The organism is Streptococcus oralis, from assembly GCF_016028255.1.
Classification (GTDB): Bacteria; Bacillota; Bacilli; order Lactobacillales; family Streptococcaceae; genus Streptococcus; species Streptococcus oralis_AC.
Genome location: NZ_CP065707.1, coordinates 656,198 through 677,723, shown reverse-complemented (window position 1 = coordinate 677,723; position 21,526 = coordinate 656,198). Strand labels below are relative to the sequence as shown.

General features: G+C 43.9%; 16 protein-coding genes, 11 tRNA genes and 3 rRNA genes. 1 reads left to right on the top strand and 29 read right to left on the bottom strand.

What is annotated here, in order from left to right:
* Positions 1 to 2: 2 nt before the first annotated feature.
* From I6G42_RS03505 to pbp2a, 19 genes are all read right to left on the bottom strand, one after another.
* Positions 3 to 76 (bottom strand) — tRNA-Pro (locus I6G42_RS03505).
* 16 nt (positions 77 to 92) lie between these two features.
* Positions 93 to 166 (bottom strand) — tRNA-Arg (locus tag I6G42_RS03500).
* An 11-nt stretch (positions 167 to 177) separates the two neighbouring features.
* A tRNA-Leu gene (locus I6G42_RS03495) sits at positions 178 to 263 on the bottom strand.
* 7 nt (positions 264 to 270) lie between these two features.
* A tRNA-Gly gene (locus I6G42_RS03490) sits at positions 271 to 342 on the bottom strand.
* A 21-nt stretch (positions 343 to 363) separates the two neighbouring features.
* A tRNA-Thr gene (locus I6G42_RS03485) sits at positions 364 to 436 on the bottom strand.
* Between the two features lie 12 nt (positions 437 to 448).
* Positions 449 to 530: transfer RNA gene (locus I6G42_RS03480), tRNA-Leu, on the bottom strand.
* A 5-nt stretch (positions 531 to 535) separates the two neighbouring features.
* A tRNA-Lys gene (locus tag I6G42_RS03475) sits at positions 536 to 608 on the bottom strand.
* A 22-nt stretch (positions 609 to 630) separates the two neighbouring features.
* A tRNA-Asp gene (locus I6G42_RS03470) sits at positions 631 to 703 on the bottom strand.
* A 2-nt stretch (positions 704 to 705) separates the two neighbouring features.
* A tRNA-Val gene (locus I6G42_RS03465) sits at positions 706 to 778 on the bottom strand.
* A gap of 29 nt (positions 779 to 807) precedes the next feature.
* Positions 808 to 923: ribosomal RNA gene (gene rrf / locus I6G42_RS03460) — 5S ribosomal RNA — on the bottom strand.
* 77 nt (positions 924 to 1,000) lie between these two features.
* A 23S ribosomal RNA gene (locus I6G42_RS03455) occupies positions 1,001 to 3,904 on the bottom strand.
* Between the two features lie 122 nt (positions 3,905 to 4,026).
* Positions 4,027 to 4,099, bottom strand: a tRNA-Ala gene (locus tag I6G42_RS03450).
* A gap of 51 nt (positions 4,100 to 4,150) precedes the next feature.
* Positions 4,151 to 5,697 (bottom strand): 16S ribosomal RNA (locus I6G42_RS03445).
* Together the 16S, 23S and 5S rRNA genes with 11 tRNA genes alongside form the textbook arrangement of a ribosomal RNA operon.
* A gap of 233 nt (positions 5,698 to 5,930) precedes the next feature.
* A tRNA-Glu gene (locus I6G42_RS03440) sits at positions 5,931 to 6,002 on the bottom strand.
* 72 nt (positions 6,003 to 6,074) lie between these two features.
* Entirely contained in the window at positions 6,075 to 6,548 is a 474-nt protein-coding gene (locus tag I6G42_RS03435) for a sigma-70 family RNA polymerase sigma factor (RefSeq protein WP_197906202.1), read from the bottom strand.
* Positions 6,549 to 6,667: 119 nt separating this feature from the next.
* The gene (gene nusG, locus I6G42_RS03430; protein ID WP_000376732.1) at positions 6,668 to 7,204 is read right to left on the bottom strand and encodes a transcription termination/antitermination protein NusG; all 537 of its coding nucleotides are present in this window, start codon (positions 7,202 to 7,204) and stop codon (positions 6,668 to 6,670) included.
* A 56-nt stretch (positions 7,205 to 7,260) separates the two neighbouring features.
* The gene (secE, locus tag I6G42_RS03425) at positions 7,261 to 7,437 is read right to left on the bottom strand and encodes a preprotein translocase subunit SecE (protein ID WP_000505776.1); all 177 of its coding nucleotides are present in this window, start codon (positions 7,435 to 7,437) and stop codon (positions 7,261 to 7,263) included.
* 9 nt (positions 7,438 to 7,446) lie between these two features.
* The gene (gene rpmG, locus I6G42_RS03420; protein WP_038804034.1) at positions 7,447 to 7,599 is read right to left on the bottom strand and encodes a 50S ribosomal protein L33; all 153 of its coding nucleotides are present in this window, start codon (positions 7,597 to 7,599) and stop codon (positions 7,447 to 7,449) included.
* A gap of 52 nt (positions 7,600 to 7,651) precedes the next feature.
* Positions 7,652 to 9,847, bottom strand: coding sequence for a penicillin-binding protein PBP2A (gene pbp2a, locus I6G42_RS03415; RefSeq protein ID WP_038804035.1), 2,196 nt, complete (start codon positions 9,845 to 9,847; stop codon positions 7,652 to 7,654).
* 86 nt (positions 9,848 to 9,933) lie between these two features.
* Here pbp2a and I6G42_RS03410 point away from each other — a divergent pair, with 86 nt between their 5' ends.
* Entirely contained in the window at positions 9,934 to 10,809 is an 876-nt protein-coding gene (locus tag I6G42_RS03410; RefSeq protein ID WP_152417900.1) for an RluA family pseudouridine synthase, read from the top strand.
* Positions 10,810 to 10,889: 80 nt separating this feature from the next.
* Here the strand turns inward: I6G42_RS03410 and gap are convergent, their stop codons facing one another.
* From gap to rnpA, 10 genes are all read right to left on the bottom strand, one after another.
* The gene (gene gap, locus I6G42_RS03405) at positions 10,890 to 11,900 is read right to left on the bottom strand and encodes a type I glyceraldehyde-3-phosphate dehydrogenase (RefSeq protein WP_038804036.1); all 1,011 of its coding nucleotides are present in this window, start codon (positions 11,898 to 11,900) and stop codon (positions 10,890 to 10,892) included.
* 285 nt (positions 11,901 to 12,185) lie between these two features.
* Positions 12,186 to 14,837 (bottom strand): bifunctional acetaldehyde-CoA/alcohol dehydrogenase, encoded by a 2,652-nt coding sequence (gene adhE / locus I6G42_RS03400; protein WP_038804038.1) that lies wholly within the window; start codon positions 14,835 to 14,837, stop codon positions 12,186 to 12,188.
* A gap of 296 nt (positions 14,838 to 15,133) precedes the next feature.
* Positions 15,134 to 15,547, bottom strand: a complete 414-nt coding sequence (locus tag I6G42_RS03395; RefSeq protein ID WP_000413120.1) for an MORN repeat-containing protein — start codon at positions 15,545 to 15,547, stop codon at positions 15,134 to 15,136.
* Positions 15,534 to 15,977 carry a low molecular weight protein-tyrosine-phosphatase gene (locus tag I6G42_RS03390; RefSeq protein WP_038804039.1) on the bottom strand — a complete coding sequence of 148 codons (444 nt, stop codon included), beginning with the start codon at positions 15,975 to 15,977 and terminating at the stop codon, positions 15,534 to 15,536. Before I6G42_RS03390 ends, I6G42_RS03395 begins: the two co-directional genes overlap by 14 nt.
* A gap of 48 nt (positions 15,978 to 16,025) precedes the next feature.
* Complete coding sequence (gene yajC, locus I6G42_RS03385) at positions 16,026 to 16,346, bottom strand: preprotein translocase subunit YajC (protein WP_000371436.1); 321 nt, start codon at positions 16,344 to 16,346, stop codon at positions 16,026 to 16,028.
* Between the two features lie 117 nt (positions 16,347 to 16,463).
* The gene (gene tkt / locus I6G42_RS03380) at positions 16,464 to 18,440 is read right to left on the bottom strand and encodes a transketolase (RefSeq protein ID WP_038804040.1); all 1,977 of its coding nucleotides are present in this window, start codon (positions 18,438 to 18,440) and stop codon (positions 16,464 to 16,466) included.
* Positions 18,441 to 18,558: 118 nt separating this feature from the next.
* A complete protein-coding gene (locus tag I6G42_RS03375) occupies positions 18,559 to 19,182 on the bottom strand; it encodes a hypothetical protein (RefSeq protein WP_038804041.1) in 624 nt (207 codons plus the stop codon).
* Positions 19,183 to 19,233: 51 nt separating this feature from the next.
* Positions 19,234 to 20,223, bottom strand: coding sequence for an RNA-binding cell elongation regulator Jag/EloR (jag, locus tag I6G42_RS03370; protein ID WP_038804042.1), 990 nt, complete (start codon positions 20,221 to 20,223; stop codon positions 19,234 to 19,236).
* 17 nt (positions 20,224 to 20,240) lie between these two features.
* Complete coding sequence (locus I6G42_RS03365; RefSeq protein ID WP_038804043.1) at positions 20,241 to 21,053, bottom strand: YidC/Oxa1 family membrane protein insertase; 813 nt, start codon at positions 21,051 to 21,053, stop codon at positions 20,241 to 20,243.
* Positions 21,028 to 21,399 (bottom strand): ribonuclease P protein component, encoded by a 372-nt coding sequence (gene rnpA / locus I6G42_RS03360; protein WP_000748124.1) that lies wholly within the window; start codon positions 21,397 to 21,399, stop codon positions 21,028 to 21,030. Before rnpA ends, I6G42_RS03365 begins: the two co-directional genes overlap by 26 nt.
* Between the last annotated feature and the right edge of the window lie 127 nt (positions 21,400 to 21,526).

The following is a 21,526-nucleotide window of genomic DNA, read 5'->3' as shown; positions in this document are numbered from 1 at the left end:
AATCGGGAAGACAGGATTCGAACCTGCGACACCTTGGTCCCAAACCAAGTACTCTACCAAGCTGAGCTACTTCCCGAGTTAAATAGAAAAAATGCACCCTAGAGGATTCGAACCTCTAACCGCCTGATTCGTAGTCAGGTACTCTATCCAGTTGAGCTAAGGGTGCTCATTATTATATGCCGAGGACCGGGATCGAACCGGTACGATCGTTTCCAATCGCAGGATTTTAAGTCCTGTGCGTCTGCCAGTTCCGCCACCCCGGCCTCTCTAAGCGAACGACGGGATTCGAACCCGCGACCCCCACCTTGGCAAGGTGGTGTTCTACCACTGAACTACGTTCGCATCGACCTCTTCTAGTTCTAATGCCGGCTACATGACTTGAACACGCGACCCTCTGATTACAAATCAGATGCTCTACCAACTGAGCTAAGCCGGCTAATTTCTACTATGCGGGTTAAGGGACTTGAACCCCCACGCCGTTAAGCGCCAGATCCTAAATCTGGTGCGTCTGCCAATTCCGCCAAACCCGCAAATATGACCCGTACTGGGCTCGAACCAGTGACCCATTGATTAAAAGTCAATTGCTCTACCAACTGAGCTAACGAGTCTAAAATAACTTCCGTTATCTTACGGTCCCGACGGGAATCGAACCCGCGATCTTCGCCGTGACAGGGCGACGTGATAACCGCTACACTACGGGACCTATGGGAGTTAACGGGATCGAACCGCTGACCCTCTGCTTGTAAGGCAGATGCTCTCCCAGCTGAGCTAAACTCCCAAAAAGGAAGCCTCTAAACTTCCTATTCTGCTAAGCGACTTCCATATCTCACAGGGGGCAACCCCCAACTACTTCCGGCGTTCTAGGGCTTAACTGCTGTGTTCGGCATGGGTACAGGTGTATCTCCTAGGCTATCGTCACTTAACTCTGAGTAATACCTACTCAAAATTGAATATCTATCAAATAATTAGAAAAACCATACGCTAAGTTTTCTCAGTTACTTTGGATAAGTCCTCGAGCTATTAGTATTAGTCCGCTACATGTGTCACCACACTTCCACTTCTAACCTATCTACCTGATCATCTCTCAGGGCTCTTACTGATATAAAATCATGGGAAATCTCATCTTGAGGTGGGTTTCACACTTAGATGCTTTCAGCGTTTATCCCTTCCCTACATAGCTACCCAGCGATGCCTTTGGCAAGACAACTGGTACACCAGCGGTAAGTCCACTCTGGTCCTCTCGTACTAGGAGCAGATCCTCTCAAATTTCCTACGCCCGCGACGGATAGGGACCGAACTGTCTCACGACGTTCTGAACCCAGCTCGCGTGCCGCTTTAATGGGCGAACAGCCCAACCCTTGGGACCGACTACAGCCCCAGGATGCGACGAGCCGACATCGAGGTGCCAAACCTCCCCGTCGATGTGAACTCTTGGGGGAGATAAGCCTGTTATCCCCAGGGTAGCTTTTATCCGTTGAGCGATGGCCCTTCCATGCGGAACCACCGGATCACTAAGCCCGACTTTCGTCCCTGCTCGAGTTGTAGCTCTCGCAGTCAAGCTCCCTTATACCTTTACACTCTGCGAATGATTTCCAACCATTCTGAGGGAACCTTTGGGCGCCTCCGTTACCTTTTAGGAGGCGACCGCCCCAGTCAAACTGCCCGTCAGACACTGTCTCCGATAGGGATAACCTATCCGGGTTAGAGTGGCCATAACACAAGGGTAGTATCCCAACAACGTCTCCTTCGAAACTGGCGTCCCGATCTCATAGACTCCTACCTATCCTGTACATGTGGTACAGACACTCAATATCAAACTGCAGTAAAGCTCCATGGGGTCTTTCCGTCCTGTCGCGGGTAACCTGCATCTTCACAGGTACTAAAATTTCACCGAGTCTCTCGTTGAGACAGTGCCCAAATCATTACGCCTTTCGTGCGGGTCGGAACTTACCCGACAAGGAATTTCGCTACCTTAGGACCGTTATAGTTACGGCCGCCGTTTACTGGGGCTTCAATTCATACCTTCGCGTTACCGCTAAGCACTCCTCTTAACCTTCCAGCACCGGGCAGGCGTCACCCCCTATACATCATCTTACGATTTAGCAGAGAGCTGTGTTTTTGATAAACAGTTGCTTGGGCCTATTCACTGCGGCTGACGTAAAGTCAGCACCCCTTCTCCCGAAGTTACGGGGTCATTTTGCCGAGTTCCTTAACGAGAGTTCTCTCGCTCACCTGAGGCTACTCGCCTCGACTACCTGTGTCGGTTTGCGGTACGGGTAGAGTATGTTTAAACGCTAGAAGCTTTTCTTGGCAGTGTGACGTCACTAACTTCGCTACTAAACTTCGCTCCCCATCACAGCTCAATGTTATAGATATAAGCATTTGACTCATATCACACCTCACTGCTTAGACAGACACTTCCAATCGTCTGCTTTAGTTAGCCTACTGCGTCCCTCCATCACTACATACTCTAGTACAGGAATATCAACCTGTTGTCCATCGGATACACCTTTCGGTCTCTCCTTAGGTCCCGACTAACCCAGGGCGGACGAGCCTTCCCCTGGAAACCTTAGTCTTACGGTGGACAGGATTCTCACCTGTCTTTCGCTACTCATACCGGCATTCTCACTTCTATGCGTTCCAGCACTCCTCACGGTATACCTTCATCACACATAGAACGCTCTCCTACCATACCTATAAAGGTATCCACAGCTTCGGTAAATTGTTTTAGCCCCGGTACATTTTCGGCGCAGGGTCACTCGACTAGTGAGCTATTACGCACTCTTTGAATGAATAGCTGCTTCTAAGCTAACATCCTAGTTGTCTGTGCAACCCCACATCCTTTTCCACTTAACAATTATTTTGGGACCTTAGCTGGTGGTCTGGGCTGTTTCCCTTTCGACTACGGATCTTAGCACTCGCAGTCTGACTGCCGACCATAATTCTTTGGCATTCGGAGTTTATCTGAGATTGGTAATCCGGGATGGACCCCTCACCCAAACAGTGCTCTACCTCCAAGAATCTCTAATGTCGACGCTAGCCCTAAAGCTATTTCGGAGAGAACCAGCTATCTCCAAGTTCGTTTGGAATTTCTCCGCTACCCACAAGTCATCCAAGCACTTTTCAACGTGCCCTGGTTCGGTCCTCCAGTGCGTCTTACCGCACCTTCAACCTGCTCATGGGTAGGTCACATGGTTTCGGGTCTACGACATGATACTAATGCGCCCTATTCAGACTCGGTTTCCCTGCGGCTCCGTCTCTTCAACTTAACCTCGCATCATATCGTAACTCGCCGGTTCATTCTACAAAAGGCACGCTCTCACCCATTAACGGGCTCGAACTTGTTGTAGGCACACGGTTTCAGGTTCTATTTCACTCCCCTCCCGGGGTGCTTTTCACCTTTCCCTCACGGTACTGGTTCACTATCGGTCACTAGGGAGTATTTAGGGTTGGGAGATGGTCCTCCCAGATTCCGACGGGATTTCTCGTGTCCCGCCGTACTCAGGATACTGCTAGGTACAAAGACTATTTTAAATACGAGGCTGTTACTCTCTTTGGCTGATCTTCCCAAATCATTCTTCTATAATCTTTGAGTCCACATTGCAGTCCTACAACCCCGAAGAGTAAACTCTTCGGTTTGCCCTCCTGCCGTTTCGCTCGCCGCTACTAAGGCAATCGCTTTTGCTTTCTCTTCCTGCAGCTACTTAGATGTTTCAGTTCACTGCGTCTTCCTCCTCACATCCTTAACAGATATGGGTAACAGGTAGTACCTGTTGGGTTCCCCCATTCGGAAATCCCTGGATCATCGCTTACTTACAGCTACCCAAGGCATATCGTCGTTTGTCACGTCCTTCTTCGGCTCCTAGTGCCAAGGCATCCACCGTGCGCCCTTATTAACTTAACCTTATTTTCTGACCTTTCAGTCAGTAACTCTTTTAATACTACAGCGTTTCGGTTTATTTTCTTGTTACTATTTGATATAGATATTCAATTTTCAATGTGCATTACTTGGTGATCTCTCACCAATGGAGCCTAGCGGGATCGAACCGCTGACCTCCTGCGTGCAAAGCAGGCGCTCTCCCAGCTGAGCTAAGGCCCCACAAGACCTCTCAAGACTAAACAAGACCAATGCGCAGTTCCTTATCCTTAGAAAGGAGGTGATCCAGCCGCACCTTCCGATACGGCTACCTTGTTACGACTTCACCCCAATCATCTATCCCACCTTAGGCGGCTGGCTCCTAAAAGGTTACCTCACCGACTTCGGGTGTTACAAACTCTCGTGGTGTGACGGGCGGTGTGTACAAGGCCCGGGAACGTATTCACCGCGGCGTGCTGATCCGCGATTACTAGCGATTCCGACTTCATGTAGGCGAGTTGCAGCCTACAATCCGAACTGAGACTGGCTTTAAGAGATTAGCTTGCCGTCACCGGCTTGCGACTCGTTGTACCAGCCATTGTAGCACGTGTGTAGCCCAGGTCATAAGGGGCATGATGATTTGACGTCATCCCCACCTTCCTCCGGTTTATTACCGGCAGTCTCGCTAGAGTGCCCAACTGAATGATGGCAACTAACAATAGGGGTTGCGCTCGTTGCGGGACTTAACCCAACATCTCACGACACGAGCTGACGACAACCATGCACCACCTGTCACCTCTGTCCCGAAGGAAAGCTCTATCTCTAGAGCGGTCAGAGGGATGTCAAGACCTGGTAAGGTTCTTCGCGTTGCTTCGAATTAAACCACATGCTCCACCGCTTGTGCGGGCCCCCGTCAATTCCTTTGAGTTTCAACCTTGCGGTCGTACTCCCCAGGCGGAGTGCTTAATGCGTTAGCTGCGGCACTAAACCCCGGAAAGGGTCTAACACCTAGCACTCATCGTTTACGGCGTGGACTACCAGGGTATCTAATCCTGTTTGCTCCCCACGCTTTCGAGCCTCAGCGTCAGTTACAAGCCAGAGAGCCGCTTTCGCCACCGGTGTTCCTCCATATATCTACGCATTTCACCGCTACACATGGAATTCCACTCTCCCCTCTTGCACTCAAGTTAAACAGTTTCCAAAGCGTACTATGGTTAAGCCACAGCCTTTAACTTCAGACTTATCTAACCGCCTGCGCTCGCTTTACGCCCAATAAATCCGGACAACGCTCGGGACCTACGTATTACCGCGGCTGCTGGCACGTAGTTAGCCGTCCCTTTCTGGTAAGATACCGTCACAGTGTGAACTTTCCACTCTCACACTCGTTCTTCTCTTACAACAGAGCTTTACGATCCGAAAACCTTCTTCACTCACGCGGCGTTGCTCGGTCAGACTTCCGTCCATTGCCGAAGATTCCCTACTGCTGCCTCCCGTAGGAGTCTGGGCCGTGTCTCAGTCCCAGTGTGGCCGATCACCCTCTCAGGTCGGCTATGTATCGTCGCCTTGGTGAGCCGTTACCCCACCAACTAGCTAATACAACGCAGGTCCATCTGGTAGTGGTGCAATTGCACCTTTCAAACAGTTATCATGCAATAACTGCTATTATGCGGTATTAGCTATCGTTTCCAATAGTTATCCCCCGCTACCAGGCAGGTTACCTACGCGTTACTCACCCGTTCGCAACTCATCCGGAGAAGCAAGCTCCTCCTTCAGCGTTCTACTTGCATGTATTAGGCACGCCGCCAGCGTTCGTCCTGAGCCAGGATCAAACTCTCATTAAAAGTTTGAGTTCTCACTCATTTCTGTCACTGACAGATTTATTGTTTTTTTCATTGTTCAGTACTATAACCTTTGTTATAGTGCCCTGCACATTGGTTCGTCTTGTTCAGTTTTCAAAGGTCTTTGTCACTCAATCTCTCTCAAGCGACAACTATATTAGTATATCACAGCTGTTGACCTATGTCAACACTTTTTTGAAACTTTTTTTACTTTTTTCGTCCCTGCGATACACACATAGTCCGTACGGGATTCGAACCCGTGTTACCGCCGTGAAAAGGCGGTGTCTTAACCCCTTGACCAACGGACCTTGAGCTTTTCAACTCTTTCTATTATACCTACTTTTCAAACTTTGTCAAGGGATTTTTTGCCTATTTTCAGTTTATCTAAAATCACTCAATACCACTCTTAATTCTCCTAGAAGTGCCTTGCGTCCTTTGAAACATTCTCCTCCCATCAGACGTTCTAGTTGTTCTTGTTTTTCTTTCCCCTGACTTGCCTTGTAATTCTTTAGAAGCTCATGAAAGAGATAATAATCATCCAGTCTCAGTCCTTTTTCTCCTAGGCGATGGCTGATTTCACTCACCTCCTCATAAGGCTCTTTGTCGAAACGGCGCTTGTGACTTTCCTGTTTACGGATGTAGTCTAGGATGCGATTGCGGAATTTGGTTTTAAAGCACACATATAATCGGCGACGTTCACCAACTAGTAACTCTGGATGGTGACTGACCAGCTCATACAGGCACATCATCCCCTCCTGGTCCCAGTCCTCTTTCTCCCACAGATGTAAATGGTATTCTTTGCGGCACTTATGGACAATCCCCTTGCTTTCTTCGTATAGTTCTTTCAGATTCATAGACCTCTCCTTTCTGCATTTAGTTTAACAAAATGCATCAAGCCTTTGATCTACTTCTCCTCTTCTGTACTTCTCGCTACCTCAACTGCATACAAAAAGAGAGGCCCTGCCTCTCTGGGTTATAATTCTGCAATTTGGTTGAGATTCACTTCTGCAATCGTGTCATTACCAAACATAGAGATAATCATCTTCACTTTGTTGTTATCAATTTCAGTAATTTTACCTGTATAGTCTGCAAAAGCGCCATCAATGATGCGGACTGTCTGGCCGACTTCAACGTCAATATCAAACTCTTGAACGGTTTGTCCCATAGAAACCAGAATATCACGGATTTCCTGTTCCAATAGCGGAGTTGGTTTTGATCTGTTCCCGTGTGAGCCGACGAATCCTGTTACGTTAGGTGTGTTTCGAACAACGAACCACGCTTCATCGGTCATGACCATTTCTACAAGGACATAACCTGGAAAGCGATTCTCTTCGACTTCCTTTTTCTTTCCATTTTTCTCAACTTGCACGGTTTGTGTTGGAATCTCAACACGTAGAATATTATCCAACATGTTATATGTTTGCGCACGTTGCAATAGATTTTCTTTTACCTTATTTTCATAGCCAGAATAAGTTTGTAGAACAAACCATCCCTTGTCAAAACTATCCATGATATTTCCTTTCATACATAATAGAAGAAAGCCAGCAGAAGTCTTCCGCTTTTCTTCTAAAAAATGTTAATAAATCGAATCAAACCTGAAACAATCAACTGGTCAAAAATGTAAATGATAACCACAAAGAAGGCTGTGTATTCCATAATTGAGCGAAAATCTCTCCAGCTTTCTTTGCGAGTCGGCCATGTTGTTTCCTTAAGAAGTTTAAAAATATCCTTAATAAAACCCATCGTTCTCTCCTATCTCGTTTCTCTATGTGTCGTATATTTTCCACAATGTCTACAAAATTTATTTACTTCTAGTCGTGTTGGCTTGGGGTTCCCACTAATTTTAATCGAATAATTTCTTGAACCGCAAACTGCACAAGCTAGGCTTGCTTTTTTTAGTGCCATAACGCCTCCATCTTATCTATTATAACAAGAAACCTAGGCTTTGACAAGCCTCTTAACGAAAGAGATTGACGAAAGAGTCCCAGATTGTCTGGGCTTTTTCTTTTATCTTTGCATCCGAAATCGCACGTCCTGCTTCATCTACAAGATTTTGTGCACGACTACGAATATCTCCTATCGGGTCCTCAGACTGGTTTGCCTCATTTTCAACAACCTGCTTTTTCGTATTTTCTGGTTCAATACCATTTTGTTTATAAGCATTCTCAACTGTAAAAGTGCTACCTGGAGTGTATGGCAAAATGGTATTAGCCATACTTCTAAAGACATGGGCTGCTCCATTCGAGGTCGAACCTGCTAGATAATGGTTCTCATCCGTCGTCGGGAAGCCGAGCCAGTGGGTAATTACCACATCTGGAGTATAGCCAATCACCCACTGGTCACTAGTATATACTGAATTAAAAGCAGCCTCAGTAGTACCTGTCTTTCCAGCCATAACATAATCTGTTGGCGATGAACTAATTCCTGTACCATTGGTAAATGTCCCTAGCATCATGCTGGTCATTTTATCGGCTACCGACTTATCAATTACTCGTTTTTGAGAATTTTTATGACTCTTGATGACCTGACCACTGGCATTTTCAATACGAGTGATGAAATGTGCTTCAGGCATTAGACCTCCATTAGCAAAGGCTGCATAGGCTTGCGCCATCTGGAGAGGATTCGTCTCCACACCTCCACCAAGAGCAACTCCAAGAACTCGGTCAACTTTTTCCATATTCAGGCCAAATCTCTCCCCAGCGTCAAAAGCTTTGTCAATACCTAATTCATTTACAGTCGCAACTGCTGGTAGGTTGAGTGATTCCGCCAAAGCCTGATACATAGGTACTTCTGGAGATGTCTTAATACCCGCATAGTTGTCTACTTGATAACTGTCATATTGCATGGTGTGGTTGTCCAGTTGCTTGTTCAGAGTCCATCCGGCTTCCACAGCTGGAGTATAAACCACTAAAGGTTTGATAGTTGAACCCGGGCTACGCTTAGACTGAGTGGCATAGTTGAAATTACGGAATCCTGATTTGTCATCACCAGCTACGCGACCGACAACTCCACGCACCCCACCTGTTTTAGGCTCTAGAGCAACACTACCTGATTCAGCATGCGTTCCGTCTTCTGCTGTTGGAAATAGGGAAGTGTTTTCGTAAATAACCTGCATGTTTGCTTGGTAGTTTTGGTCAAGTTCCGTATAGATTCGATAGCCGTTGTTGACAATCTCTTCTTCTGTGAGATTGTACTTGGAAACTGCTTCGTTGACAACTGCATCAAAATAGGATGGATAACGATAATCAGAAATTTTACCCTCATACTTATCTTGCAGTTGAGAAGCCATATCTACTCCAGCTGCTTCGGTCTCTTGATTTTTATCAATATAGCCCGCTGCAACCATATTTTGCAAAACAGTATCCCTACGGTTGGTCGAAGTCTCAACAGAATTTAATGGATTATACAATTCTGGTCCCTTGAGCATACCTGCTAGAGTCGCCGCCTGATCAAGCGTTAGTTGTGAAGCCGATACGCCGAAATATTTCTTACTTGCATCTTCAACACCCCATACCCCATTCCCGAAGTAGGCGTTATTGAGATACATAGTAAGGATTTGCTCCTTGCTGTATTTCTTTGTCAATTCTAAGGCCAGGAAAAACTCCTTGGCCTTTCGTTCAACGGTTTGGTCCTGAGACAAATAGGCATTTTTTGCCAACTGTTGAGTGATGGTGGAGCCCCCTCCAGAACGACCCGCTGTGATAATAGCTAGAAAGAAACGACCGTAGTTAATCCCATCATTTTTATAAAAGGAACGGTCCTCTGTCGCGACGACAGCATTTTGCAAGTCTTTGCTGATACCTGCCAGCTCAACATAGGTTCCCTTTTGACCTGATAGGGCCCCCGCCTCTTTTTCTTCGCGGTCAAAAATCAGAGTTCGCGTTTTCAAGGCATTTTGCAAGTCATTGACATTGGTAGACTTGGCTATTGCAAATAGGTAGGTTCCTACGAGCAAACCTGCACTTAACCCTAAAATGATGACGATTTTTGTCAGATGATAACGACGCCAAAATTTCCGAATTGGGCCTACTTGGGACAATTTTTTTCTATCGCTCCGTGAACGACGCATGCTAGTAGAATCAGACTCCGCCGATTCACTCGTTTCTTTTTTAAAGAGAGAAAGGAACTTCTCAAATAATTTATCTAATTTCATGCGTTTATTTTATCATCTTCACCATAGGAACTCAAGAATTTAGCTATTCCCTATCCAAATAGGGCTTTTTTTGTTACAATATCTGTATGCAATTCACATTTACATTACCCAAATCCTTGCATCAAATGACGGTCAAACAATTTCTAGAGGAACAGCTCCTCATTCCTAGAAAAATCCGTCATTTTTTGAGAATAAAGAAGAACATCTTAATTAATCACGAAGAAGTTCACTGGAACGAGATGGTGAAGCCAGGGGATATTTGCCAATTGACTTTTGACGAGGAGGATTACCCCTCAAAGAAAATCCTCTGGGGCAACCCAGACCTTGTTCAGGAGATTTACCAAGACCAACATCTCATTGTTGTCAACAAACCCGAAGGCATGAAAACACACGGTAATCAACCAGATGAAATTGCCCTGCTCAACCATGCCTCTGCCTACGTCGGCCAAACCTGTTATGTCGTTCATCGCCTGGATATGGAAACAAGCGGTTTAGTGCTTTTTGCTAAAAATCCTTTTATCCTACCCATTCTCAATCGTTTGTTGGAGAAAAAGGAAATCGCTCGCGAGTACTGGGCACTCGTAGAAGGACGAGTAGAGAGTAAAGAACTTATCTTCCGAGATAAAATTGGTCGCGATCGACACGATCGCAGAAAACGAGTCGTAGATCCCAAAAATGGACAACATGCTGAAACACAGATAAGTCGATTAAAACAATTTCCAAATAAGACTTCTCTGGTTCGTTGCAAACTAAAGACAGGTCGAACCCATCAAATCCGTGTTCACCTTTCTCACCATAACTTCCCTATCTTGGGTGATCCTCTCTATAATAGTAAATCAAAAACAAGTCGGCTTATGCTCCATGCCTTTCGACTTTCCTTTACCCATCCACTTACTTTAGAAAAGTTAAGTTTCACTGCCCTTTCTGATACATTTGAAAGAGAATTAAAAAAGAATGGATGACCGCTAAATCATCCATTTTGTTTTATCTAAAAATAGAAAAAGCAAGACCAAAAGGCCTTACTTTTTTATCGACTCAGGAATTATTTAGCGATTTTTGCAAAGTATTCAAGAGTACGAACAAGTTGTGCAGTGTATGACATTTCATTGTCGTACCATGATACAACTTTAACCAATTGTTTACCGTCAACATCAAGAACTTTAGTTTGAGTTGCGTCAAACAATGAACCGTAAGACATACCTACGATATCTGAAGATACGATTGGATCTTCTGTGTAACCGTATGATTCGTTTGAAGCTGCTTTCATAGCTGCGTTCACTTCATCAACAGTAACGTTCTTTTCAAGAACTGCTACCAACTCAGTAACTGATCCAGTCGGAGTTGGAACGCGTTGTGCAGAACCGTCAAGTTTACCGTTCAATTCTGGGATTACCAAGCCGATAGCTTTAGCAGCACCAGTTGAGTTAGGAACGATGTTAGCAGCACCAGCGCGAGCACGGCGAAGGTCACCACCACGGTGTGGTCCGTCAAGGATCATTTGGTCACCAGTGTAAGCGTGGATAGTAGTCATCAATCCTTCAACAACACCGAAGTTGTCTTGGAGAGCTTTAGCCATTGGAGCCAAGCAGTTTGTAGTACATGAAGCACCTGAGATAACTGTTTCAGTACCGTCAAGAACGTCGTGGTTAGTGTTAAATACAACTGTTTTAACGTCGTTTCCACCAGGAGCAGTGATAACAACTTTTTTAGCCCCACCAGCGTGCAAGTGTTTTTCAGCTGCTGCTTTCTTAGCAAAGAAACCAGTTGCTTCAAGAACGATTTCTACACCGTCGTTAGCCCAGTCGATTTGTTCTGGATCACGTTCAGCAGAAACTTTAACGAATTTACCGTTAACTTCAAATCCGCCTTCTCTAACTTCTACAGTACCGTCGAAACGACCTTGAGTTGTGTCGTATTTCAACAAGTGTGCAAGCATAACTGGATCTGTAAGGTCGTTGATGCGAGTAACTTCAACACCTTCTACGTTTTGGATACGGCGGAAAGCAAGACGACCGATACGTCCGAAACCGTTAATACCAACTTTAACTACCATTAGTGATTTCCTCCTTATGAAAATCCTGAAAATTTTATTGTGAAAAGAGTAACTTGAATCACTACAAATCACCTTTCAACATCATTATTATATAACTATTTAAGTAGAATTGCAAGTACGGGCGTTGTTTTTCTACTTTTCAATTTCCTTCATTCACCTAAGCTTTTATTTCTAGGCCCTTCTATCCTATCCGCATAATCTTCTCTTCTCATAGTTCAACTCTAACTTCAGAAATAGGACTATGAAAAGAGACAGGATTTCTCCTGCCTCTAGGCTGATAAACGATTATTTACGACGTCCTGGACGTTCTGCATAGCCATAGTAAGCATCTGCCATGATTTCTTCCATGTCAGCTACCATTGGCAAGCGTGGGTTAGCAGGTGAACATTGGTCTTCATAAGCAAGCAAGGCGATTTCATGCAAGCTGTCTTTCCAAGCTTTTTCATCGATTCCTTGGTCTTTGAAGTTCATCTTGATACCTACTGCAACACCAAGGTCGTAAACAGCTTTAGCGTATGCTTCAACTGCTTCTTCTGGAGTTGAGTGAGGCAAGCCAAGCATTTTCGCGATGTCTTGGAATTTCTCATCAGCTTTCCAGTAGTTGTATTTAGGCCATGTAGTTGTCTTAGATGGGCGAGTTCCGTTGTAACGGATAACGTATGGAAGCAAGATTGCGTTTGTACGTCCGTGAACAGTATGGTGAACACCACCAATCTTATGAGCCATTGAGTGGCTCATACCAAGGAAGGCATTGGCAAAGGCCATACCAGCCATTGTAGACGCATTATGCATTTTCTCACGTGCTTCTGGATCAGCCGTCTTAACAGATTTTTCCAACCATTCAAAGACAAGTTTGATTGTTTGAAGCGCAATACCGTCTGTGTAGTCGTTGGCAAAGTTTGAAGTATAAGCTTCAGTAGCATGAGTCAAGACGTCCATACCAGTGTCAGCTGCGATGAAGTCTGGAACTGATTCAACCAAAGCAGGGTCAACAATCGCAATAGTTGGTGTCAATGAGTAGTCAGCCAATGGGTATTTGCGGTTGTTTTTCTTGTCAGAGATAACGGCAAATGGTGTTACTTCTGAACCTGTACCTGAAGTTGTTGGGATACCAATGTACTTCGCTTTCTTACCAAGTGATGGGAAGCGGAAGGCACGTTTACGGATATCCATGAATTTTTGAACCAAGTCACGGAAGTCGATTTCTGGTTGTTCGTAGAAGAGCCACATCACTTTAGCCGCGTCCATTGGAGAACCACCACCAAGAGCGATGATTGTGTCTGGTTCAAATGCTTTCATCACTTCAGCACCACGTTCTACAGTTGTGATGTCTGGATCTGGTTCAACATCTGAGAAGACTTGGATGGTTACACGGTTGTTACGTGCGTTCAATTGATCAATAACACGTTGAACAAAGCCAAGTTTTTCGATAGATTTGTCTGTAACGATCATAACGCGTTCAATATCTTCACAAGTTTGAAGGTATTGGATAGAATTGCGTTCGAAGTAAATTTTTGAAGGAACTTTAAACCATTGCATATTATTTCTACGTTTCCCTACTTTCTTGATGTTTAGAAGGTTAATAGCGCTCACGTTATCACCAACTGAGTTGCGTCCGTATGAACCACATCCAAGTGTCAATGATGGGATGAAGGCATTGTATACGTCACCGATACCACCGAAAGTAGATGGAGAGTTCCAGATAATACGCATTGCTTTGATTTCTGTACCAAAGCGTTTAGCAAGAGCTTCGTCTTTTGTATGGATGGCCGCTGAGTGACCAAGTCCGTTAAACTCAACCATTTGACGTGCTTTTGTAAGACCGTCTTCTGTATCTTCAGCTTTTAGGACAGCGATAACTGGTGACAATTTTTCACGAGTCAATGGTTCTTTTGGTCCTACTTCTGCACATTCTGCAGCCAAGATGTTTGTTCCTTCTGGAACGCTGAATCCTGCTTGTTCTGCAATCCATGCAGCTGGTTTACCAACGATGTTTGCATTTAGTTTAGCGCCTGCACAGTTTTTGCTGTTTGCTTTCACGCCAAAACAGAATTCTTCAAGAAGTGCTTTTTCTTTTTTGTTTACAAAGTAAGTGTGGTATGATTTGAATTCTTCTACAAATTCGTCATACACTTCTTTATCAATGATAACCGCTTGCTCTGATGCACAGACCATACCATTATCAAATGATTTAGACATGACGATATCATGAGCAGCTTGACGGAGGTCAGCAGATTTTTCTACATAAGCAGGAACGTTTCCGGCACCTACCCCAAGAGCTGGTTTCCCACATGAGTAAGCCGCCTTAACCATAGCATTACCACCAGTTGCAAGGATAGTTGCAACACCTTCGTGGTTCATAAGCGCTCCAGTTGCTTCCATAGATGGTTGAGTAATCCATTGAACACAGTTTTCAGGTGCTCCAGCTGCGATAGCTGCATCACGAACAATTTGTGCTGCGTGAGCAGAAGATTCTTGAGCTGATGGGTGGAAAGCAAACACGATTGGATTACGTGTTTTCAAAGCAATCAATGATTTGAAAATAGCTGTTGATGTTGGGTTCGTTGTTGGAGTGACACCACACACTACACCGACAGGTTCTGCAATCTTAGTCAATCCTGTAACGGGATCATCTTCGATAACTCCAACAGTTTTAACACCACGCATATTATTCACAACGTGCTCACAGGCAAAAAGGTTTTTTGTAGCCTTGTCTTCAAATACACCACGACCAGTTTCTTCAACTGCGTGTTGAGCGAGGATACCGTGCGCATCAAGTGCTGCCACTGACGCTTTTGCCACAATGTAGTCAACTTGTTCTTGGTTCAACTTGCGCATTTCATCAAGCGCAACCAAGGCTTTTTTCACGAGTCCATCAACATGCTTTTCAGCAGCGAGTTGTTTTTCCTCAGGTGTTAACGTTTTTTTATCAGCCATATCGTCCTCCATAGCCTTCAAGGATTTAATCCTTTGTTAATTTTTTCACAATTTTATTATAACTCTTTTTTTATTCTTTGTAAACCGTTTCATAAGCATTTCACAAAGAAATTTTATGAGTTTGTGAATTTTTTCTCAACCTACCTGTGCAATAGAGTTTTATCTGGATGATTGTGAAATTATGAAAAATATTTTTTTATTTCACAAAGTTTTTTCTAGTTGATAGTTATTTACCGAACTTAATCACAGAAAGCGCTTTCTTTCTTGCTTTTAAAAATAGCCTCCTCATCTGGAGACTACTGTTTTTGTTGGAAAACTCCTTGTTTAAAGCTTCCTTCATAGATAACTTCTTGCTCTGTCGTCAACTTTCCTTGACCTTCAGCCTGGCCATTTACAAAATCACCTTCGTATTTCCAGCCAGATTTGGACTGGAAGGTTCCTTTACCATTGAAGGCCCCATTGTTGAACTCACCTGTGTATTGGTCCCCATTTTCAAAGGTCATGGTTCCTTGACCATTCATTTTCCCTCGTACCAGGGTACCATCATAAACAAGTGCACCACCATCAAGTGTCAGGACACCCTTTTTGGGTGTATTTAGTAGAAATACCGAGATGGCACAGATAGCGATTAGAAGGACTGTTGCAATCTCTACACGTGGGCGAGTTAGATAAACTCGATATTTTTCGAAGATTTCTTTAAGCTTTTCCATTGTCACTCTCATTTTCTAATCGATCTAGCCAGCTTTTACAGCCACTTGTGATGCGAGCATAGGTTTCCTCAAAATCTCCTGTATACCAAGGATCTGGAACACTTTCAGATGCAAAAGGGTAGATCTTATGCTGCAATTCCTGAGGACACATTTGATGCAGATCTGAAACGTTTGAAGCATCCATACCGATAATGTAATCAAACGACTCAAAGTCTTCTCTGCCAATCTGAAGCGATGTTTTGTCTTTGTCATACGGGATCCGATATTGCTGGAAAATTCCTTGCGTTCCCTTATGAATCGGATTGCCATGTTCCCAAGATGACGTTGCTCGACTCTCAACTTGGTAGTCACTCGTCATGGACTTCATCACAAACTCTGCCATGGGGCTGCGGCAAATATTTCCTAGGCAAACAAATACTATTTTTTTCATCCCTTTTCCTCTCATCTCATAGAAAAACGGGAGTGATAGGATCCCGTTTTATTCTTCAATTGCTCCACTTTCGTCGATAACTGCTCCTTCTGGTGTCACAGCTTCTTTGAGTGGCAACACTGTCTTGATAGCAGCTAATTCAAAAGTCAAATAAACACCATCTACGTCTAGTACGATTGTTCGTTTCTCAGTATCTACTTCATCCACTGTTCCGTAGAGTCCACCAATTGTAATGACTTCATAGCCTTTTTGAAGCTTGTTCAAGCTTTCCATACGCTTTTGAGCTTGTTTCTTTTGAGAACGTTGCATAAAGAACATCAAGGCCATCATCCCTACAAGCATGATTAAGAAAGTAATATTTGGATCCATTGTTTTCTCCTTTGTATTTTACATAGGACTACTATATCAAATTTCAACTACTTTTACAAGGTTGTGCCTTGTTTTATGGCAATAAAAAAATCAGAGTTTTCACTCTGATTTCTGCGATTATTTCAAGTTTTGAACGACTTTTACAAGATTTTCGACAGTAAAGCCATGTTCTGCCAATACTTTTGGTGCTGGGGCAGATGCTCCGAAGGTATCAATACCTAGAACTGCACCATCAAGACCAACATATTTGTACCAGTTTTGAGTTGCTCCCATTTCGACTGCAACACGACGACGAACTGCATTTGGAAGAATTTCTTCCTTGTAAGCTGCGTCTTGTGCGTCAAAGACATCTGTAGATGGCATGCTGACTACACGGACTTTTGCGCCTTGACTAGCCAATTCTTTGGCAGCTGCGACAGCGAGATTGACCTCTGAACCTGTTGCGATCAAGATGGTATCAAAGTCTGCTGCGTTTTCATAGACAACATAGGCACCTTTTGCAACCTTATCAAAGTCTGTTCCTTCTTCGACAGTCAAGTTTTGACGTGTCAAGACAAGGGCAGTTGGTGTTTTCTCACTCGTCACTGCAAGGTACCAAGCTGCTTGAGTTTCACGCGCATCTGCTGGGCGAAAAACATTTAGATTTGGCATAGCACGAAGACCTGCTAAGTGTTCAACTGGTTCGTGAGTTGGACCATCCTCACCAACCGCAATAGAGTCATGGGTGAAGACATAAGTCACAGGAAGTCCTTGTAAGGCTGACAAGCGGACAGCTGCTTTCACATAGTCAGAGAAGACGAAGAAAGTACCACCGTATACACGAAGTCCACCGTGAAGAGCCATCCCGTTCAAGATCGTTCCCATTGCAAATTCACGAACACCAAACTGAATGTTTCGATTCAAGCGATTAGCGTCGTCTTGAAGTCCGTCCGTTTTGATATAAGTCATGTTTGAGTGAGCAAGGTCAGCTGATCCACCTAGGAAGGTTGGTAGCTTAGCTGCTACAACATTCAAGGCATCCTGACTCGAGTTACGAGTTGCTTGAGAAAATCCATTTTCTAAGGCTGGGAAGTCTGCTGGAGTTACCTCAACTGGGTCACGCCCATCAATGATGGCTTCAACTTCTGCTGCAAGTTCGGGATAAGCTTCTTTATAATCAGCAACTACTTTTGTCCAAGCTTCGTAAGCAGACGCGCCACGATCTGCAACATTTTCTTTAAAATCAGCATAAACTTGCTCTGGGATTTCAAATGGTTCATAGTCCCAACCGAGCGCTTGGCGAGTTGCTGCAGTTTCATCTTCTCCAAGAGGGGCACCGTGTACCGCATTAGTTCCTTGTTTGTTTGGAGAACCGTATCCAATCACAGTCTTCACTTCAATCAAAGATGGTTTGCCTGAAGCTTTGGCTGATTCGATAGCAGCATGGATTGCTTCCAAGTCTGTTCCATCTTCAACCAAGGCTGTATGCCAACCGTAGGCGTTGTAACGGTCACGAACACTTTCTGTAAAGGAATCCTTTGTCTCACCATCCAAGTTAATGTCATTTGAATCATAAAGAACAACCAACTTGTCGAGTTTTTGCAAACCTGCGTATGAAGCTGCCTCGCTTGAAACACCTTCCATCAAATCTCCGTCGCCACAGATAACGTAAGTATAGTGGTCAAAGATATTATATCCTTCGCGGTTATATTTGGCCGCAAGGAAACGTTCTGCTTGGGCAAAACCAGTAGCAGTAGAAATCCCTTGTCCTAGAGGACCAGTTGTCGCATCAACCCCTGCAGTATGGCCAAATTCTGGGTGACCTGGCGTTTTAGAACCCCATTGGCGGAAGTTCTTGACTTCATCCATGCTGACATCTTCAAAACCAGAAAGGTGAAGAAGGGCATAAAGAAGCATAGAACCGTGACCTGCTGAAAGAATAAAACGGTCGCGGTTAATCCAGTTTGGTTGAGCTGGATTGATGCGAAGTTGTTTTGTAAAGAGGCTATAAGCCATTGGAGCAGCCCCCATAACCACCCCTGGGTGACCTGAGTTTGCTTTGTTGATGGCGTCAATACCTAGAAAACGAATTGCATTAACAGATAGATTTGACATAGAATTTCCTTTCTCTTTGAGGTGATTAATGAATCACACATCCTATCCTACTATTATATGAAAAAATGCATAGAATAGCAATTAAACAATTTGAGCTCCTCTAGTACATTTGATTTGTCTATCCTCTCGTCACCTCATAGTAAGGAAGCAAGCGCGTATAAGCATCTTCTAGCTTATCCAATATCACTTCTACTGACTGATTTTCAATGAAGGAAACATCTGACTTGACCAAAACTTTACGGAATTCCTGACTTCTCACCTTCTCTCGTAAAGTACGACGATTTTCTTCTGTAGCTTCTACCTTTTGACTCTGGTCGTCGGTATATGCTAGATAATACATTCCTTCTACCGGTGGAATATCTAAAACCTTGGCTTGTTTGCCCAGAGTCTGCTCATCCTTCTTGCGCTCGATGAAACTGACTTCTAAGGAAATTCCAAAGTCAGCGGATGTTCCATACAAACGCAAGGCCATCATAGGTTCTGTCATTTCTCCGTCTCTCTGTAGATAGGCCCAGAAATGTGGTCGTAAGCGCTGCGCTTTATTCATCCACTGACTAGTTTGTTGCAGTTGCCATTCTGGATGCTTTTCTTGGAAGGCCTTGGCTAGGTTCGTAAAAGCCTTGCGAGCCTCCTGCCCTTTGTGGCGCAACGCCAGCATCTTCTCTCGCTCATCTCCAGCTTTATCTGGATTACGGTACTGGATTTCTGCGTAAGATAGATAGTTTCTGATTGTTTCCAACATTTGTCTCTTCTCCCTTTTTCTAACAAAAAATCAGGACAAGCCTGATTTTATTTATTCTGTGTCTACGACTACATAGCGATTTGGCTCATCACCCTCAGAATAACTCGTCACGCCATCCATGCGTGAAATAATGCGATGAATAATCTTGCGTTCGCTATTCGACATTGGATCTGTTTGTTGGCTTCGACCTTCTTCTAGAACGCGAGTCGCCAATTTTTGTGCATAGGTTTGCAACACTTCTGCACGGTGTTCAACGTAATCATTGACGTTGATTGTGATATAGAAAGTTCTTGAATAGCGATTGTAGAGGTAGTTTTGTGCCAAAAGCTGAAGTGCTTTCAATACTTTTCCGTGGTAGCCGATAATACGACCTGGTTCATTTGTGTCAATTTGAAGATTGATGGTGCGGCGATTGTAATCGCTTGAAATCGTCCCTTCAACATCCATATCATCCACAATGGTTTGAACATAGTTAGCCACTTGAGCTGCTACTTGTTCGATGTCATAACTCGGCTCCACCTTCAAACCTAGATCTTCCAAAGACTGGCTTTCTACCGATTCTGACACAGATACAAATTCTTCACACTCTGCTGGGGCTTCCACTCCAGCATCTCCTGTCTGCAATTCATTTAAAATCGCGATGTGACCTGTTTCTTCTAAGATCGTGCTAGCATGTTTCTCATTTTTCAAGATTTCAGCCTTGATTTCATCAGAAACACCCTGACCTTCCTCTTCTATTTTTTTAATCGCCTCAACAACATGACCAAGATCAACTGTAGCCTCTGTTACTGTCTTAACAGGTTCGTTTTGTTCATTGATTTCTTTCGGAACACCTTTTACAGCTTGTTGATTGGCCTTAATCACAGTCGTCTCACTAATCGCCTCAATATCAACTTGAGCTGGGTTTTTCCCAAATAAGCCTAAAAAACCTTTCTTCTCTTTGGACACGACCTTGATGTGAGTCTTCATTCTCGGAATACCTAACTCTTTCAATCCTTTCTGGATTGCTTCTTCAACAGTTGAACCTGTAAATAATACCATTATCAGATTCCTCCTTATTATTTCGTTTTCTGAGCCTTTTTCTTGGCTTTTCTTTTTCTATTTTCCAAATCTTTTTTAGCTTGTACTTCCGCCTCACGCGCTGCAATAATCTTAAAAGGATTATTTAAGAAGTAAGTTTGCAAAACTTGATAAGCATTGGATACTGCCCAGTACAAGGCTACGCCACTAGGTGAAGAGATGGCAAAGATAAAGATCAGTACAGGCATCCCGTACATCATCCCTGTCATAGCTCCACTTCTTTCAGGTAAAGCCTTATTCGATAACCAGCTACTTAAGAAGGTAAAGACTGCTGCCAAAATCGGAAGGATAAAGCTTGTGTCTACTCCCCCAAGGTTCACCCACAAAAAATGCCCTGTTTTCAAAAAGTCTACTCGAGTCAAGGCTTGGAAGAGAGCCAAGAGAACCGGCATTTGAATCAAAATCGGCCAGAGAGAAGAAGAGTGTTTGACCCCTAATTCTTTATAGACCTTCCGCATCTCCTGATCCAGCTTGGTTCTACTTTCCATATCACGACCTGGATATTGTTCTTGCAGAGCCTTGATGCGTGGTTGAGCCTCTTGCATTTTTCTAGAGGCCACCATCTGAGTCTGAAAGACTGGTAATAGAATCGTACGAATCAGGATCGTAAAGAGGATAATCCCCACTCCGATACTAATGTCAAAGGACAAGAAGCGGATGATTTCAGCAAAAAAATAGACAAATTTACTCCATATATCTGTAGAATCTGCTGCAACATCGCTTGTCCCACAGGCTGTCATGATAAATAGGGACAGCCCCAGCAAACTAGTCAACTGTAGTTTCTTTTTCACTCCTAATTCCTTCCCGGTAAATCTTTGATAACTTTAATACGTGGAGTAGATTTTTCTCCATTTCTGCATAATCCAAGCCTTCAACCCCTTTTCGAGCAATTACGACAAAATCAACGTTATCAGCTAACTGCTCCCTTACACTTAGCAAAATGTGTCGAATCCGTCTTTTAATTTGATTTCTGGTGACTGCATTCCCTAATTTCTTACTGACGGACAGCCCTACTCGAAAATGACTTTTCTGATTTTCCAATTGGTAGACAACAAATTTACGATTAGCAAAACTTGTTCCATCCGTGAAAATAGCCTTAAAATCTTTCTCTCTTTTTACACGAAAGCTTTTCTTCAAAACTCAACTCCATCTATTAAATTACTACTATTATACCATAAATTTCAAAAAAGCCAATAATGACAAGGTTTTAGACTGTTTTAACAACAAAAAGTTGGGAAAATTTATCTCCCAACTCCTTTTTATT